Below are 15,715 nucleotides of genomic sequence, written 5' to 3' on the forward strand. Positions count from 1 at the left end.
GAGTCTATGGAAACGAGAAAATCAATCATTGTAGTCACCTCTATCTCTAGTTTACTACTTTGATTGATTTTGTCACTATGTATGTCGTTTTCTGAAAACTATCTTTTCTTCATGCGTTTGGCGTGCCATGACTTACTCTACTGCTAATTTATTTTCTAACACTCTCGTATCTCTTTTAGTCAATCGTTTGCCCCTCAGCTTCTTTCGCTGCCAGTCTTGCATAGGTCCATTCTCTGACAAGACGGTAAATCACCGCAAAGATTGGCGTGAAAAAGACCATGCCCAAGAGGCCAAATAAATTTCCACCGATTAAGGCTGCCGCCAAGGTAAACAAGGTTGGCAAACCAACGGACTGCCCGACTACACGTGGATAGATGACATTTCCTTCAATCAACTGGATAATTTGGAACAACACAACAGACCATAAGGCCAGCCATGGATTTTGAACGGATACAAACAGGGCACTGATGAGGCAGGCAGAAATCGGACCAATATAAGGGAGAAAAGATAAGACACCGGACAAAATCCCTGCCATCCCAGCATAGGGAATGGAAAAAAGAGAATAACTGATGAAAACTAGTAAACCGATAATAACTGCCTCAACAATTTGACTCATCAAGAAGCGGTCGTAGGTTTCTACAATGACTTCTCCAACATAGGCAATCACACGAACGACTTTTTCTGGAAAAGCTGCTTGGAGTAGTTTTACTGTCATATGTTGCAACTGTTCTTTACTGCCAAGAATACTCAAGGTAAAGAAGAAAGCCATGATCAGGGTCAAGACATTTGAAAAGATACCAGTCACATTATTGGCTAAACCTGCAAGAAAAGCTGTCGCAAAGCCTGATAGCTTCGACCAGTCGGTAAACTGAGTTACATAGTTGTTCAACTGGCTTCCCAATTTACTGGATAAAAATCCACTGTCTTGCAAGGTAACAATGAGCTGCGGAATCGCCTGATTGGTGACTGTGACCAGTTGTGAGACAGTTTTCATCAAAGTCGGTAAAATAATAACGACTACTCCTATCACAATCAAAGCAAAGGCAATCAAGACTCCTATAATAGCAAGCGACCGTTTCCACTTTTGCAAGAACGGGACTTTTGCGACTAAATCTTCCAATTTTTTCATTGGTACATTCAGAATAAAGGCAAAAATTGCTCCGACAAATAAGGCATTCATACTAGACAACAAAACCTTAATACTACTATAAATATCCGAGTAATTCAATACTGCCAACAAAACTACGGCGGCAAAGCATATCAATACTAGTTTCTCTGTAAACGAATTTTTCTTCATCTTTTCATTTCCTTTTCACCTGTATTCCATTCATAATAGCATAATTTAGTCGAAATGTCAGAAAATGATGCACTCAAAACATGTACAAAAAGAGACTGGCCAATACAATACATTAGATGTCATAGCAAAGATTCTCTTTCTAGAAAAGGGCAGAAATCATTCCGCCCCTTGAATTCTCTTATCCAACACAGAAGGTCTGGTAATCATTTCACCACTTAGTTTACTCCACTATGTAGGGAAAATAAAATTTTTTCTAATTGATTGAAGTTCTATAATAAATATCATAGGATACATCATTTCTTTATTAAAAGTTTTTACGCATCGAAGTTTAAAATTAGATAGAAGCAAATTATAAAAATAATCGCTCAGATTTCATCAAACCCATATAATCACTAAAAAAGCACTAGCTTAAGTCCAATAAGCAAATTTCCAAAAAGGAGAATAAGCATAATATAAAACAATATATTTTTTTGATTCGTATTTTTTAGCTTAAATAACTTATATAAAGCTATTAAACTCAAAAAAACTACCAATAACCCCATCGCCTTATGCATGTTTATAATTATATAGAGCTCTGTCATAAATTGGCGGTAGCTGCTCTGCTATTCCTACAACAGTTGCGACAGAAGTAATAGCACCAATGGCGCCAAAACCACCTGTCATCAGAGCACCAATAATCGTTATTGCCAATTCCCAACCTGCTGTGTTTAATAAATCAATTTCAACAGAACGAATATTGTCTATATCTCTTGTAAAATTATCAATATAACCAGCATTATATCCACTTCTAGTAACTGTTTTAGAAACAGGTACTCCCCCATACGATGCATGAGCTATCCTTAACGTATAACGATTCCCCGAGGAAGAATAAGACCAGGGGCTAAACATACTACTATTTGCAGCTCTAAAACCTATAGTTGAACTTAGTTCCCTTTCACCAATTTCTTTTAAATTATATGTTTCTATTTCTCCATTTCTTTCAATATCCATGAAGCCAGTATGCTTATAAAAAGTATAGACAACATACTGATTTAATTCTGGAGAAAAATTTCTAACTTTCCTATATTCAGAATTTTCACTTAGAACTTGAACATCATCTGTTAAAGAAAGTTCATCAGCATAAACTCTTACAGTTAAAACAGAAGGTAATACTGCACCAAACAAGGCTAAGCCAACTAAACAAGCAGAAATACTCTTTTTAAATTTCATAACATCACGCTTTCCTTATTGCTCAAATTAAAAAATGCAACTGTAGAATAGTTTGATTCTTCAAAAAATAATCCTCTTAAGACGAACTTATAATACTCAATATTGAGATTATAACAAATTACAAGCCTCATTAACTTTGAGGAGCGACAAAATTGATTTCTTCGAAATCAACAGTTATCTTTCATCCTTCACTGTACATCTCCACCACATCCTTTCTATCAGGACTTTATGCTTTTAGTATGTGAGTTATTCCCCTGCTTTCCAAAGGAAGATAGCCCTCATCTACCGTCAAGCGGTAAATAGCAAACACCATACTACTAATAAGCAGAAGACAAAGCAAGACTTCTACTGCTAATTTTTTTCTATTCATAGCGATTTCCTCCTTTATCTATGAATTTTTACACTTTTATGATACACTATTTATTAGAAAGCGGTATCATTTGATGCACATTATCACATTTTTAGGAGGCAAAAATATGAGATGGGATTACGGCAGCGTCTATAAAGAAATTCGACGCGCAAAAAAACTGAGTCAAGCCCAAGTTTGTGGAGATTATCTCAACCGTAGCACGCTTGTGCGCTTTGAAAATAACGAAACTGTCCCTTCCTACGAGCACATGCACTTCCTGCTCCAACAAGTGGATATGACATTTGAAGAGTTTGAGTTCATCTGCTACTCCTATCACCCCAGTCAAAGTCAACAACTCCTCTATGAGATTGACAATCTCAAGTTTCCCAGTCGACAAAAAATGGAAGAGATCGTTGCCCAATGTCAAGAACTCCTCAAGCGACAGCCAGACTCAGTGCCAATCGAGCGGAGAATGTGCTTACTTCAAGCTGTACTTGAACTGCAAGAGCCTTCAAAAAATTCAAAAAATATCATTGACCGACTCCTTTGGACTGAACTTTCGTCCTATGACATCTGGTATCATCAAGATATTCTACTAATAGGCAGTATCATTGGACACTTCCCGATTGAAAACCTTGAGGTCGTCTCAGATTTGCTACTAAAACATCTAGAAAAGTATAAAGATTATAAAAACATCCAGATTACTACCCTCTCTCTATACAGACAATTATCGAATATTTTTCTCACCCATCATCTCACTGAGAAAACACAATTCTTCGCAGAAAAAACCATCCAACTGGCTAAAGAGCAAAAGCGCTATGACTATCTGGCAACTGGTCGCATCTACCTTGGTCTAGCCACCAACGACACACAACTTGTCCAAGCTGGATTAGACTTATTAACTAATACAGAAGAAAACGACTGGCTAGCCAAAATGCAGCACGTCATCGAAACACACAAAAACTCTCATCAGAAGCAATGATATACTCCCCATATAGTAGACAGTGAAAAAACCAAAATTCACTAGACACTATAAGGGGAGTTTTCACATGTCCAAAAGAAGTCCAAAATCAGTAGAAGAAAAGTTAGAAATTGTTTGCTTATTACTTCACCAAGAACAGTCGCTTACCCAACTTAGTAAACGTTAAGAAAAACACTATATTGTCAATCTTCAGCGGAGTTTTTTGGTTCAAGCTGGTTCAAATTACTTTGCTGCTTAGAGAAGCTAATAAACTTAAGGCATCGGCATCTTGCTGGTGCTTTTTTTCTGGCATTAGCTCTAAGTAATAGTTTTGAGTAGTTTGAATATTGCAGTGCCCAAGTCGTTGAGAAACATAAGCAATATCAATTCCCTTTGAAAACAAAAATGATGCGTGTGTGTCTCGTAATCCATGAAAGGTTGTTTCAGGTATCTTTAGTTTTTTGAGTAGCTGTTTCAATCTATAAGATTGTTTAAAGTTATCTCTATCAAAAATATATCCATTAGCTTTAACTGGAATACTTTGTAATAACTGATACACTTCTGGATTAATGGTAACATCTCGTTTGGAGTTTTTCGTTTTTAAGGAAGTATCCGATGAAATTGGACTAATAGAGCGCCTGACCTGAATACCGTGTTCAAATAAATCTTCTGGTCTAATCCCAAGTAATTCTCCACGTCTCATTCCTGTTTCAAGTGCTAAGAGAGTTAAAATATTAAATTCATCTTCGGTGTTATTTAACAGATAGTTTTTAAGTTCACCAAAATGAGTAATTGAAAGAGCTTTGTTTCTTTTGGGAGTTGTTTCCCCTCGTGCTTTCACTAGAGAAAGAAAATCAATGTGAATATATCCTTTCGCATAAGCGTAACGGAGAGATGTTTTGATTTTTAAAAGTAGCTCATGTGACGTCTTTTTAGAGTGTGTTTTACTAAAATGGTCGATTTTCTTCTGAACAATAACATCATTCAAGTCTTTTAGCTTAATATTTTTAAACAATATCTTTATTTCTTTGAGTGCTCGTTTGTAGTTGTAGAATGTTGATTCTCGAATATCTTTTTGTTTGACGACATAAAGCCAGTCTTCAAAAAATTCTGGAAAGTATGTATCCCGACTAGAGAGTTGTTTTCCCTTTCCTTTTTCAAGCTCCATCTCTAAAGCCCATAATTCAGCATCGGATTTTGTATCGAATGTTTTTATTAGCTTTTTGTGCTGTCCGTGTTTGTATAATGAAATCTGTACTTTATGTTTTTTACCTACCTTTGTGATACTAGCCATTGTTCAATCCTTCTTTCTAAAAAAGATTGATAGACTGCTTCTGAATACAAGAATATTATACTCAGTTTTTTAGGAACTATCAATCATTTTCTTATTACAATTAAACTAAATTTTTTTCGATGTAACTTATCAATTCTTTACGAGTATATCGCTCCCGTTTTCCAAGCATAAATCGTTTAAATTCTTCATCAGATCTAAAAAATTTGTCAAAGGACTTTGGATCGATTCCTAAAAAATCAGATGCTTGCTCTCTGGTTAATAAATAGGGGTTAGTTTTCATCGTTAGTCCTCGCTTCGCTTAATTTTTCCAATAACTGAAAATTCGTTTCATCATCATGAAAATTATCTACATCATCCTGCATATAAAATGGATTAGGTATAACTCGGTCAAAATTCCGAATAAAAATTTTCGAAATTGGTTCGTAATCAAAGAAAGTGATTTCTTTTTCTTTGACTTCTGCTAGAACTCTTATGCGACGAAATAATTGAGTAGGTGAATCAGTTTCCTTATCCAAGTACATTTTTTCGTAAAATGTATAGGGGGCATAGGGTGAAGTGATAATGTAGACATTCGCAAGCAAGGGTTTATCAAAATATCTGCTGCTTGCCATCGCATGATTATTATAAGGGTCAAACATTTTTAACAGGTCAGAGTATTCAAAGAGATTTGGACGCAATTCATCCAATATAACAACGTGTTCAGAGTTATAATGTTGAAAAGAGTCACGACTTGAACCAGAGATAAAGAAATTTTCATCAAATTGTTTGGCATATTGCTTTGCCAAGCGAGTTTTCCCTGTTCCTGAACTTCCAAACAGCCAAATAACTGTTACTGGCTCTTGTTTTTCTTTCATCTCTTCTCTCCAATTGTTAGCCTTTTTTTCAAGATATTTAATATACACTGCTTCAATCTTGGATTTAGCTTTAGCGTATTGAGAGCCTGTTAGTCGTTGTTCAACTTCTTCTTTTGTTATCTGGCCTGTATAAAGCAAATCAAGGTAATTGTTAATGACAGCAGTATCGTTAATTTTTTGATGTCTATTGACGTGACTCTCTATTTTGTCTAACAGTTCAACATAGTCAAAATTGGCTATCACCTCTCTTGGGTCGTATAAATGCTTATCCAAAACAGATTTTGTATGATGTACTAAGTAGGAGTAAGCATTGTTAACACTACCTTTCCATTTTTCAAAACAGTTCTGCGGCTGGTCAGTCAGTTTTGCTAGGTTTGTTATGCTTCGTGCATGCTCAAATTGTAAGACAATATGTACATGAGGTTCGACTAACTCATTGTCATCAGTCCTATCCTTGTCATGAATAATGCCAGCAAATTTTTTAGGAGTCAATTTTTCACTAATGTTTGTCAAAATATCTTGTAGGTTAGACTGTTTGAGGTATTTCAGCTGTTGGACAAACATTACATTCTTACATTTTGTGACCAAATGCTCTTACCGTCCTTTCGTTTGTTTATGTTTTTATCATATCAAAGAAATGAAGATTATGTTTTATCTATTTTGGAAAACATTCTAGGAAAAATGATAAAGTGAGTAAGCTTTTTATAGGTTATAATATTTAGAATATATTGTTCAAAGAAGCAAAGATAAAATTGGAACTAGTGGAACTATATTTATTGGTAACAATAACAAGCCCTGTTACCAATAAATAAGGCTACTAGTAGGTATTGGAACTAAAACTGTTGAAAACTTTTGGGGCTTTTGCTTAAAAAGCAAGCCCCAAGTTTTCAATATTGTTCTATAGTGTGCTGCCGGAACAAATATAGAATTTGCCAACTTTTTTGAAAGGAGAAAATTTATAATCTGGATATTCGTTAGCAATATAGTCCCTAATCTTGGGTAGTATTGGCGTTAGTAAATCACTCACTTGTACCGTATTGGGTACTTTGATGAGGATTATGCATTCAGCATATTGAAGATCTACAAAACAATATTTAAGAAGTATATTGTATTGTTTGTAGATTTTTAATGACTTGCTGCTATCATGAAAATCCTCTTTAGGGTCTTCTAGTTTCATAAATTTTCTAAGCTTAAAAGTAGCTGAAAATGATTTAAACCAATTGAGCAGACTGTCATATCTTAGTCTCTCTATAACATTCGTTATCATAAGCACAGTGAATGTGAGTATTAGAATGGCTAATACAGTATCAGCAGCTGCTATAAGTGAATCGAAAATCTGACATATCGGTTGCAGATAAGAGATATTGAGAGCTTGTATTGTATCTAGCAGAATGGATAAACCAATATGTACTAGTGCTGCCATAATGATAAGGCAAAATGTATTAATAATTGCATTAAGTGTTTTTGTGAATAGCGTCATAAGACATTCCTCCGTTGTAATAATATGTAGGGGTTAGTAGCGGTAATACCTGATGAGGTGAATCGCTATCCATTATCTGTACAAGTCCTGTCCCTTGCCCAGTAGGAATAACTAATCCTGTGGGGTCAAAGTCTGGGAATAAGAACTGTGTTGTTCTTGAATTGACGATACCGACTTGTATTAGGACATTGGCTTGGTCTCTAACCGAAGTAGGGATAGTTTGATGGTCGAACCTCTGGCTTACTAAAATCAATCCCACCTTTGTGGCTCGCCCTAATAGAGCGATTTGGCTAACAAGAGAAAAGAATATCTCTTTTAATTGTTTAGGAATCCCTTCCGTTAATGCCATGACTTCATCAATGACGATGGTAAATCGTTTGAAGGATTGATTCGGATTATTGTACAGGAGCTGTTGTCTTTCATGAATAAGGTCAACTGCCTTGCTTAAACTTTCATTGATTTGGGTAATGAAATCAGATTTTGAGCGATTAGAGTAGGGCGCAATCACATCAATATGATTATCTCGGCAGAATCGGCTGAGCGAATCCGACTTCGGGTCGATAACCACTAAATCAGACTTAGGTTTCAGCATCTCTAAGAGATAGGTTAAACAATAGGACTTACCAGAACCGCTATTTCCGCTAATGATAACCGTAGTCATCTTATCAATGTTTATATCTGCTATCCCATGAGCCATAAGTGGAATCCGATTGCTTCCTGAAAGCTGGTGAGAATATAGTTTGATGTTTTTGATAACAAGGCGCTCTGGCACTCCATCTATCCAAGGAAATTCGAATGCACGACTTCCATGAATATCATCAATACCGGTTTGAACGATATTTGCGGAATTTTGTTTCAACACCGTTTTATAAGGGTAAACAGCAACAGCTATTATTTGAAAAATTTTCTGATACAGCTCATCCGTAAGGATAAAACCTGCTGGAATGAATGGGATGAATTGAACCCCATTATCAGAAACGTTGATTTTAAAGCTGTGATTGTATGAGTTCTCAGCTTCAAGGGCTAAGCCCATATTTATAGCCTGTGTGAGATGATTCTCTAGTAGATTATTACTTAAAATCATATGTTTCCTCCAATTCCTGTAGGAGCAGAGAAGAATTCCTCTCTGCCAGTACAGGATTTCTATATTTAATGGATTTCAGTGACATTTTTAGCTCTAAAATAGACGTTGTTTCGAACGACGACACCTTCAAGGCCATCAAATGTAACTGGACTCAAAAATGGTGGTAATTTGATTTGAGATTCAAATCTCACTTTGAAAGGTTCAGTTCCTTCCTGAACAAACCACGCTGAATAAGCGATAACATTCTGTGTTGGGCGCCCCTCTACATACTCATATCGAGGTTCCAATTCGCTAGTAAGTGAGTAGATAGGAGCGTCTAGAGAAATATATTCCTTTGCGGTAGAGGCACTATAACCCCCTTTTTTGGAGACTGCTTTCATGAGCAAGTCCTCACTTTCTTTTAAAATTTTTTGTGTTAAAGCATTGGCCAATCCCTAACTAATGCTTATTATAAATCAAATATTTTTTGAATATTTTACCTATTTTTAAGAAAATATAGTGAAAAGTGATAAACTTTTTACAGTAAAAATATGTATACTTACATAGCGAATGTCCTCCTTCTATTTTATTAAAGTATTAGCTAATCTTTATAGTTAGATTATAATAGGAGATGTGGCAAAATGTTTTATCATTTTTTAATGAAATATAGCGAAAAGCGATAAAGCGAATTTCAAGAAAATTACATGAAATATTTCATATGCTTGATAAGAACTAAGAAAAAAGAACCTTTTTCAAGGTTCAATTCTTAGTATGATGGTTATTTCGTTAGCTATATCATGATTAGGGATTATCTAAACTATCGTCATATATATCCCATGGGCAGGCTGGTACATATAAAGGTATAACTGATTTTGGGTTAGGATTGAGATAATAATCTGTAATTTTAGTCAGGTCATTATAATAGCTGAATAGAGGATTATTTTCTACACTGTCTTTACTATCTTCACTATCTTCACTGTCTATACACGTATTTTCTACAAGATTTGAAAGGTTTGAAGCTAAAATACTTTGAAGTTGATATTGACTAATGAAAGAAAGATAGTAAATATTTTTATCCTTGTCTAACGTTTGTTTGAAAAATAAATTATTCAAAAAAATGACAACATCTAAATTGGTTACAAGTAGGATAAATTTTTCAAATTTGAATCTCTCGCTTAGTTTAGGAGACAGTTTATATTCAGTATAGTTATCTTTGTATACCATTTCCTCTTTATCATAGTCGTAGCTAGCTTTGAAGGGGATTTCGTTATCGTAGATTAACTGTTGGAGTTTTTCTTTGAAAATAGGGAATAACTGTTGTACTAAGTCATCAATGATAACATTAAAAGCGTTTGTTAGAAGGGAAGTACCGATTGGTGATGACACTACTTCTTTAATGAAATTTCCAGAGTTTGACTCCAACAATTTTTTCATTTTTTCATTTTCTTGTTCTAACAGTTCATCGCGTTTATTTTTTTCGTTTTCTGCAATAGACCTGTATAAGAAATAAGCGATGAATTCTTGGTTAAATTCAGGGTGGAAAAGCATGAATTTAATAAGAATATTGGATAATTCTTCATATTTCTTATTATACTCTATATTGACAAATTCACGACCTATGTCATCGGTCGGTTGAGGTTTTTCACCATTTAAAAGTAAAGTATATAGCAGCATGGAAAGTAAATCTTTTAAATCTTCGTCACTCCCAAACAATAATTTGAATTGGTCACCTTTTGTTATGTGTTTCGATAACTCTTCGACAACATTACTGTTTAAAAATTTCCCGTTTTCTATGGAGGATAGACGACTGGGCGATATTCCTATAATCCTCTCCCCCCTCATTATGAAGGCAAGTTGGTTTAGATCTTTATTTTCTCGGTAATCTCTAACACGTTTACCAACCTGCTTATATAGATACTCTTTAAAATTTTCAATCATGATAAATCCTCCTCTTATGAAAAAACTTACTCCTCTGCTTGAGAGAAGTAAGTGACTTGTAATTTCTATAATGAGTTGACTAATCCTACAGAATAGTATAACTAGCTCTCTTTTCTTTTTCTATGAAGTGAAAGACCTGTCAATAACAGGAATAGTCCGCTAAGGGACGCAACTACAGAATGGCTTTCTCCTGTGTTTGGTAGAGCTTTGCTACGAGCTACGCGGCTGTAAGAAAGGGAACCATCTGCATTTTGACGAACCCCTGCTCCTAAAGTGGTTGGAGTATCGCTTTTAGCACCATCTTTTTTGTCTTCTGTTTTTCCAGTTGACGGTTTTTGAGTTGGCGGGGTAGTTAGTTGTGTTGGTGTGGTTGCTGTCGGCCTAGCTGTAGTCGCTTGGTAGCTAGTGCTTTCTGAGATACCAGTGTTACCTAGATTACCAGCATTACCTGAGATACCAGCGTTACCTGAGATACCAGCATTACCTGAGATACCAGCATTACCTGAGATACCAGCGTTACCTGAGATACCAGCGTTACCTGAGATACCAGCGTTACCTTGAGTTCCAGTATTACCTGAGATACCAGTGTTACCTAGATTACCAGCATTACCTGAGATACCAGTGATTCCTTGAGTGCCGGTATTACCTGAGATACCAGTGATTCCTTGAGTGCCGGTATTACCTGAGATACCAGTGATTCCTTGAGTGCCGGTATTACCTGAGATACCAGTGTTACCTAGATTACCAGCATTACCTGAGATACCAGTGATTCCTTGAGTGCCGGTATTACCTGAGATACCAGTGTTTTCTGAGTTGCCAGCATTTTCTGAGCTTTCAGTGTTACCAGTATTAGCGGTATTTAGCACTTGTTGAGCGTCATATTGGGCTTTCAACTTATTGTAGTTGGTTGCTGCTTCGTCGGCTGCTTTGGTAGCTTCGGTTAGTTTCGCTTTTGCTTCTTCAAGGGATTTGGCAGATGTTTCTTCGGCCTGAATAGCTTCAGCAAGTTTTTCTTTTACGCTAGCGAGAAGTGTTTCAGGTTCTTTGTAGTTTGCTAGAAGTGCTTGAGCTTTTGCGATGCTGTCTTTGAGCTTTTGTACTCTAGCAGCTGCTGCGTCGTACTTGGCTTGGGCAGCGGCTAAGGCTTCTAGCTCTTTAACGTTATCACCAGATTTGAATCTTGCCAAGGTTTCTTTCAATTGCGGCAATTGCTTTTGAGCTAATTCGAACATGGACTTATTTCTTACATATGCGAAACTCCAATGATCAACTTGGCGATTAGCTTCCTCTTCGGCATTTTTAGCTTCCTCTGGATTGCTATAAGTTTTTGCTTTAACGGCTTGATAAGCCTCTTCGGCTTTAGCAAGCTCAGCTTTAGATCGTTCTAAAAGAGGAGGAAGTTTTTGGAGGATCCCCTCATTGTGGGAGATGTCCCTCTCAATTTCAGGAATTCTAGTCTCAATATTTGCGTTTCTTTTAGCAGATTCTAGGTCGTATTCTGTTTGAGCTTCAACGCCAACAGCAGTGTTATCATGGAAAAACCAGCCAAACATATCACTTGGTTGGCCTAACTCTGCAGTTTTTTCGTTGAGTTCTTTTTCAATCTCAGCGATTTTCTCAGGTGTAGGGTCATTCACGAATGCTTGAGCTTTCTCCACATCTGCTTGTGCAGCAGTGACGTTTGCTTTGTCTTCATCGTTTTTCTTTTGAGCGGTTTCAACATCAGCTTGCGCTCGATTAGCAGCATCGGTCGCCTGTTGTGCTTGAGTAGCTGCTTCATCAAGTTGAGGTTTGGTTACTTCAGTGGTTGCGGCAGATGTTGTTGCTTCATTGGTCGTAGTTGGTGTTGTGACCTCATCAGCGAACACAGCATGCTGTGTTGTTGCAGCGACTGCAGCGATAGTTGCCAAAGTTGCTGTTTTCATTGTGTTGTTTTTCATTTGTAAAAAAGCTCCTTTATTTTTATGGTGAACGATATATACTCCCCGGTACTCTAATAATACCGAGTTGGGCCATGAAAAGGTATGGTTTTCAACTCTTCTTTAATAGTTGGGTACTCCTTCAGTAATCTTTCAAGTACATCAGCAGATGATTCATCTGTTTGAAAACGGACTCTTCGAGACTCATCTGGGAATTGATGATATTCTGGACTATGTACGGAGTATGCTGAAATAATGTTGTTCTCACTTCCAGAGTCAACCCCTACAATATATTGGATGCTGTATACTTTTTCTTGACTGATACGCCAATCACCCAAAGTTCTGGATTTTAGATTAGTATCATTTCTTGTTTGAACAGTATAGACTTTTGATTCATCACGATCCAGCGTTGAACCATCTTTAATTTTAACAAAGATAATTCCTGGATTCTTAGAAAATCTAGGATGTTCTTCAGTTTTATGTTCAAATTGTTCGGTCATTTTTTGCACCATCTTTCTAAATAGTTTCTACTCGAGTATACCAAACGACCTATGCATATTTTGCACAGTTAATAGAAAAATGCAAAATTTTTTAAAAAAATCAAAAACCAGTCTGTGCGAGACTGGTTTTATTCATCGTATAGTTTTAGGACTTGTTGGAGCTCTTCTTGGAGGGCGATTTGTATGGATTGTGGTTTGATGACTTTGACTTGCTTTCCTTGCATGAGGAGCCACATTTTCAAGCCATAACCATCATTGGTTTCCAAGACGATACGTGTAACCGTCTGACCATTTTCGATATGTTGGGAGATGATTTGGTGGTTTGGGAAGCGGTCAAGGACATAGACAGGGTCGTAATAAAAATCAATGGTCAGCTGGACAGGCTTTCCAAAGAAGGCAAAAACTCCTGTTCGGTGAGCTAACTCAGTTGCTTGAAAGCGCTGATTGTACGGGGGGGGGAGAACTCTCCTTCTCTAAAAGTCGGAGGTTCTCCATGTTATTGATGCGGAATTTATTGAGATTTTCTAGGATGATGTCATCTTCACTGCTATGGTTTGCGGTCGCAATGTAGAAGTACATATCGCTAAAAAAGACCATTTCAACCGTCTTTTCAAACTTTTCCGTAACAAAATTTTTAGTATAGCTAAAGGCGATACTCCGCTGCTCTGAGATGGCCTGTAAAATCAGTGCCAGCTTCTCAAAGATACCCTCACTAGGCACTCCCTTATAAAAGGCCACTTCGTTTCTGAGGAGGTCTTTATAGGCAAAATCATTCGGTACGAGGGTGCTTAGTATCTCCTGTAATTCTGCCTTGTTAAAGGCTCGACTGTTGATAAGGACTTTGATAATAGCTAATAGCTTATGGTCTGCAAGGAGAGACAGGTTAGCCAGTCCAGCTTTAGCAAGTGTTTCTTTGTTGAGACTGTAACTCCCTTTCGTTGGTTGGTGGATAATCTCGTCACCCTGTAAGCCATCCAGATGGCTCATGACCAGCTTTAGTGACTGTATATTCCGTTGAATAGCAGTACCAGACACGCCATATTTTTCAATCAATTCTTTTTTAGTAATCTGCTTTGTTTTCACTAGCTGAAGGAATAAATCTAATAAACGCTCATTTGCTTGCATGGTATGTCATCCTTTTTCAAATTCTTAGTTATTATACCTTATTTTTAGAGTCTGGACAAATACTTTCCGATATGCTAGGATAGAAAAAGTAGTTTGATATTGAAAGGATTTTTATGACACGAAAACAGCTTTTAGCGTATGGATTGTTAGGATTTTCAAAGGACTTACTCTTGTCTTTTTCAGGGGGCTTGCTCATGCTTTATTTGACAGACAGCTTGATGATGGCAACGACATTAGTTGGGAGTATCCTCTTTTTCAATCGCTTGTTTGATGCGGCGAGTGATTTAGTCGCTGCTTATTTGCTAGACAGATACTCTAGATATTTGAAGGCTTGGTATCTGGTTGGGGCGGTGGGTGCGATGGTGATTTTTGTCGCCTTATTTTCAGTGGAATTTTATCTTCCAACCTCCTTTTGGGTTGCGTCTGTTTGCGTCCTCTATTTTTTGTTGGATATTTTCTATACGATAATGGATGTTAGCTACTGGTCTTTATTGCCTAGATTGTCTACTAGTGACAGCATACGCACGAGGTTATCAACGGTAGCGACCTTCTTTTCCAGTTTTGCTTCTCTAATCTGTTTCACCTTGGCTCTTCCTTTGTTGCACCTATTGAGTGATGACCAGCAACATGGCTTTTCCCGTCTAACGATGTTCTTAGTAGCGTTTATTCTCTTAATTCTTTTTATGGGCTATCCTCACTTACCAACTTCTCAATCAGTGGAAACAAAGGAAAAAGAATACCTTCCTATTGCAGCAGTTTTTAGGACAATCTTTCAAAATAAGGTTTTCTTATCCTATGCTCTTTATTTCTTTTTCTTCCAGTTCTCCTTTGAATGGATGAATGCTTACAATATTTATTATTTCAAATACAGTATTCGCCAAGAGTATTTCTTTTCCATTTATGCGTTGACCATCTTAGCTCAAATGCTTGGAGCGAGTGTTTATCCTCGATTAAATCGTTCGATTTCAAAAAAGGCTATTTTTTACTCCTCTGGCTTCTTGAGTATAGTGGGGATGCTTGGCTTATTCACATTGGGGCAGACTCTAGCCGACAACGTTCCGCTGATGTTTTTAGCAGCGTCTATGAAACAAATTGGCTCTGGTCTTTTTATGGTAACGGCCACGCATGATTTGGCTCTTGTCATTGACATTAGCGAACGAGAGACAGGTAGCGGCTATCCTGCTATTTTGACCTCTGCCAAATTACTATTAGCAAAATTTTCAACGGCAGTAACGGGCTTAGGAATTGGTTTTGGTCTACATTTGGCTGGTTATGTAAGCAATCAGCAGCAGACCCCTGACACGGCATTTTGGATTAGCCTACAGGCATTTGGTGTTCCTATTATTCTCATTCTGATAAGTCTAATTTGTTATCAGAGATTTAGGAAGATTTCACAATAGAATAAAAGGGCTTCTTTTATATGAGAAGTCCCTTATTTGTGTATTCATCAGCCGTCTATCATCATAAATTTTTGGTTCAAATTGTTTCAAGTCAGGTGCATCTGAGTCCTATTTTACGAATAAATATCCATCTTTCATTCAAAAAACATGGGTTATTTCTGCATGAAATTGGATGAATTTGTATAAAATATAGGCGATTAACTTAGTAAACACTATCAGGTCGATCATCAAACAATCCAGTCTTGGAAAATGAAATATGAGGAGTTCGGTATAGACGGTCTTAAGGAGAGTCGAACTTGGAAACACTATTCGTCTGAGTTAAAAGA

Annotated in this window: 16 protein-coding genes and 1 pseudogene; 3 read left to right on the forward strand and 14 right to left on the reverse strand. The window is 36.8% G+C overall.

Annotation, left to right across the window (positions count from 1 at the left end; genetic code table 11):
* Positions 1 to 175 precede the first annotated feature (175 nt).
* From ABPH35_RS08325 to ABPH35_RS08335, 3 genes are all read right to left on the reverse strand, one after another.
* Entirely contained in the window at positions 176 to 1,297 is a 1,122-nt protein-coding gene (locus ABPH35_RS08325; protein ID WP_349988400.1) for an AI-2E family transporter, read from the reverse strand.
* A 546-nt stretch (positions 1,298 to 1,843) separates the two neighbouring features.
* Positions 1,844 to 2,506, reverse strand: coding sequence for a hypothetical protein (locus tag ABPH35_RS08330; RefSeq protein ID WP_349988401.1), 663 nt, complete (start codon positions 2,504 to 2,506; stop codon positions 1,844 to 1,846).
* A 226-nt stretch (positions 2,507 to 2,732) separates the two neighbouring features.
* A complete protein-coding gene (locus ABPH35_RS08335; RefSeq protein ID WP_349988402.1) occupies positions 2,733 to 2,876 on the reverse strand; it encodes a hypothetical protein in 144 nt (47 codons plus the stop codon).
* 106 nt (positions 2,877 to 2,982) lie between these two features.
* Between ABPH35_RS08335 and ABPH35_RS08340 the strand changes: the two genes are divergently transcribed.
* Complete coding sequence (locus ABPH35_RS08340) at positions 2,983 to 3,837, forward strand: helix-turn-helix domain-containing protein (protein WP_349988403.1); 855 nt, start codon at positions 2,983 to 2,985, stop codon at positions 3,835 to 3,837.
* A 217-nt stretch (positions 3,838 to 4,054) separates the two neighbouring features.
* On the opposite strand, the gene ABPH35_RS08345 is transcribed toward ABPH35_RS08340, so the two are convergent.
* The 11 genes from ABPH35_RS08345 to ABPH35_RS08395 form a co-directional block, all read right to left on the reverse strand.
* Entirely contained in the window at positions 4,055 to 5,110 is a 1,056-nt protein-coding gene (locus tag ABPH35_RS08345; protein WP_349988404.1) for a tyrosine-type recombinase/integrase, read from the reverse strand.
* A 100-nt stretch (positions 5,111 to 5,210) separates the two neighbouring features.
* Positions 5,211 to 5,390, reverse strand: a complete 180-nt coding sequence (locus ABPH35_RS08350) for a DNA-binding protein (RefSeq protein WP_349988405.1) — start codon at positions 5,388 to 5,390, stop codon at positions 5,211 to 5,213.
* A complete protein-coding gene (locus tag ABPH35_RS08355) occupies positions 5,380 to 6,477 on the reverse strand; it encodes a Rep family protein (RefSeq protein ID WP_405054571.1) in 1,098 nt (365 codons plus the stop codon). Before ABPH35_RS08355 ends, ABPH35_RS08350 begins: the two co-directional genes overlap by 11 nt.
* A 385-nt stretch (positions 6,478 to 6,862) precedes the next feature.
* On the reverse strand, positions 6,863 to 7,444 hold the full coding sequence (locus ABPH35_RS08360) for a hypothetical protein (protein ID WP_349988407.1): 582 nt from the start codon (positions 7,442 to 7,444) through the stop codon (positions 6,863 to 6,865).
* On the reverse strand, positions 7,419 to 8,528 hold the full coding sequence (locus ABPH35_RS08365; protein WP_368849719.1) for an AAA family ATPase: 1,110 nt from the start codon (positions 8,526 to 8,528) through the stop codon (positions 7,419 to 7,421). Before ABPH35_RS08365 ends, ABPH35_RS08360 begins: the two co-directional genes overlap by 26 nt.
* 65 nt (positions 8,529 to 8,593) lie before the next feature.
* Positions 8,594 to 8,908, reverse strand: coding sequence for a hypothetical protein (locus ABPH35_RS08370; RefSeq protein ID WP_349988409.1), 315 nt, complete (start codon positions 8,906 to 8,908; stop codon positions 8,594 to 8,596).
* Between the two features lie 400 nt (positions 8,909 to 9,308).
* Complete coding sequence (locus ABPH35_RS08375; RefSeq protein ID WP_368849720.1) at positions 9,309 to 10,445, reverse strand: helix-turn-helix domain-containing protein; 1,137 nt, start codon at positions 10,443 to 10,445, stop codon at positions 9,309 to 9,311.
* 101 nt (positions 10,446 to 10,546) lie between these two features.
* Positions 10,547 to 12,385 carry an LPXTG cell wall anchor domain-containing protein gene (locus ABPH35_RS08380; RefSeq protein ID WP_368849721.1) on the reverse strand — a complete coding sequence of 613 codons (1,839 nt, stop codon included), beginning with the start codon at positions 12,383 to 12,385 and terminating at the stop codon, positions 10,547 to 10,549.
* Positions 12,386 to 12,438: 53 nt separating this feature from the next.
* Positions 12,439 to 12,864: a hypothetical protein gene (locus tag ABPH35_RS08385; RefSeq protein ID WP_368849722.1), complete on the reverse strand. Its 426-nt coding sequence runs from the start codon at positions 12,862 to 12,864 to the stop codon at positions 12,439 to 12,441.
* 128 nt (positions 12,865 to 12,992) lie between these two features.
* Complete coding sequence (locus tag ABPH35_RS08390; RefSeq protein ID WP_368849725.1) at positions 12,993 to 13,238, reverse strand: WCX domain-containing protein; 246 nt, start codon at positions 13,236 to 13,238, stop codon at positions 12,993 to 12,995.
* A 49-nt stretch (positions 13,239 to 13,287) separates the two neighbouring features.
* Positions 13,288 to 13,989, reverse strand: coding sequence for an HTH domain-containing protein (locus ABPH35_RS08395; RefSeq protein ID WP_368849723.1), 702 nt, complete (start codon positions 13,987 to 13,989; stop codon positions 13,288 to 13,290).
* A gap of 113 nt (positions 13,990 to 14,102) precedes the next feature.
* Between ABPH35_RS08395 and ABPH35_RS08400 the strand changes: the two genes are divergently transcribed.
* A complete protein-coding gene (locus ABPH35_RS08400) occupies positions 14,103 to 15,389 on the forward strand; it encodes an MFS transporter (RefSeq protein WP_368849724.1) in 1,287 nt (428 codons plus the stop codon).
* Positions 15,390 to 15,605: 216 nt separating this feature from the next.
* Positions 15,606 to 15,715 (forward strand): annotated as a pseudogene (locus tag ABPH35_RS08405) (helix-turn-helix domain-containing protein); the annotation flags it as partial.

It is taken from the genome of Streptococcus handemini, assembly GCF_040984445.1.
Taxonomy (GTDB): Bacteria; Bacillota; Bacilli; order Lactobacillales; family Streptococcaceae; genus Streptococcus; species Streptococcus handemini.

Coding starts and splice junctions, on each gene's coding strand:
- ABPH35_RS08395 (WP_368849723.1), bottom strand. CDS start 13,989: ATGCAAGCAAATGAGCGTTTATTAGATTTATTCCTTCAGCTAGTGAAA.
- ABPH35_RS08375 (WP_368849720.1), bottom strand. CDS start 10,445: ATGATTGAAAATTTTAAAGAGTATCTATATAAGCAGGTTGGTAAACGT.
- ABPH35_RS08400 (WP_368849724.1), top strand. CDS start 14,103: ATGACACGAAAACAGCTTTTAGCGTATGGATTGTTAGGATTTTCAAAG.
- ABPH35_RS08340 (WP_349988403.1), top strand. CDS start 2,983: ATGAGATGGGATTACGGCAGCGTCTATAAAGAAATTCGACGCGCAAAA.
- ABPH35_RS08350 (WP_349988405.1), bottom strand. CDS start 5,390: ATGAAAACTAACCCCTATTTATTAACCAGAGAGCAAGCATCTGATTTT.
- ABPH35_RS08380 (WP_368849721.1), bottom strand. CDS start 12,385: ATGAAAAACAACACAATGAAAACAGCAACTTTGGCAACTATCGCTGCA.
- ABPH35_RS08330 (WP_349988401.1), bottom strand. CDS start 2,506: ATGAAATTTAAAAAGAGTATTTCTGCTTGTTTAGTTGGCTTAGCCTTG.
- ABPH35_RS08325 (WP_349988400.1), bottom strand. CDS start 1,297: ATGAAGAAAAATTCGTTTACAGAGAAACTAGTATTGATATGCTTTGCC.
- ABPH35_RS08360 (WP_349988407.1), bottom strand. CDS start 7,444: ATGACGCTATTCACAAAAACACTTAATGCAATTATTAATACATTTTGC.
- ABPH35_RS08385 (WP_368849722.1), bottom strand. CDS start 12,864: ATGACCGAACAATTTGAACATAAAACTGAAGAACATCCTAGATTTTCT.
- ABPH35_RS08335 (WP_349988402.1), bottom strand. CDS start 2,876: ATGAATAGAAAAAAATTAGCAGTAGAAGTCTTGCTTTGTCTTCTGCTT.
- ABPH35_RS08345 (WP_349988404.1), bottom strand. CDS start 5,110: ATGGCTAGTATCACAAAGGTAGGTAAAAAACATAAAGTACAGATTTCA.
- ABPH35_RS08365 (WP_368849719.1), bottom strand. CDS start 8,528: ATGATTTTAAGTAATAATCTACTAGAGAATCATCTCACACAGGCTATA.
- ABPH35_RS08370 (WP_349988409.1), bottom strand. CDS start 8,908: ATGAAAGCAGTCTCCAAAAAAGGGGGTTATAGTGCCTCTACCGCAAAG.